The sequence below is a fragment of the Nonomuraea deserti genome, from assembly GCF_004348685.1.
GTDB classification, from domain to species: Bacteria; Actinomycetota; Actinomycetes; order Streptosporangiales; family Streptosporangiaceae; genus Nonomuraea; species Nonomuraea deserti.
In genome coordinates this window covers 1-527 of the sequence record NZ_SMKO01000452.1, presented here as the reverse complement: position 1 = coordinate 527, position 527 = coordinate 1, and the positions used below count along the sequence as shown (strand labels likewise).

1 protein-coding gene is annotated in these 527 nt (G+C 64.7%); it reads right to left on the bottom strand.

Annotated features, from left to right (window positions below):
* Positions 1 to 483 (bottom strand): RNA-guided endonuclease InsQ/TnpB family protein (locus E1292_RS50635; protein WP_165975200.1); only part of this gene is annotated, 483 nt, incomplete at its 3' end.
* Between the last annotated feature and the right edge of the window lie 44 nt (positions 484 to 527).

Sequence of the window (527 nt, the reverse complement as noted above, 5' to 3'; positions counted from 1 at the left end):
GACAGGGGGCAGCGGGCTGATCTTCTCTTCGACCAGCAGGGACACGAACCAGCGCCCAGCCGCGTCCTTCGACACCGTGACCGTGGACGGCTGCGCACCCTCGGGAATCGGGCGCGACCACACGATGTTCAGCGGCGCGTCCATCTTCGCCAGCGTCAACCGCCCGTCGCGCCACCGGAACGCCGACCGCGTGTACTCAGCCGACGCCCGCGCCTTCTTCTTGCTCTTGAAGGTCGGATACCGGGCCCGTTTGGCGAAGAAATGCGCGAATGCCGCCTGGAGGTGGCGAAGCCACTCGGTCAGCTTCGCCGACGACTCCACGTAAGAGACGCGACGACCTCCGAGAGTGTAGGCGCGGGTGCGTTCTTCCAGGGCCTTGTTGTAGACGAGGCGGACGCAGCCGAACGTCCGGGCAAGCTCGGAGGCTTGCTCGGGGGTCGGGTGGAAGCGGTACTTGTAGGCCCGCTTCACGATCTGCGCCACGAATCACATCTTACAACAAGATCGGGTAAGAATCGTGCGTGTGT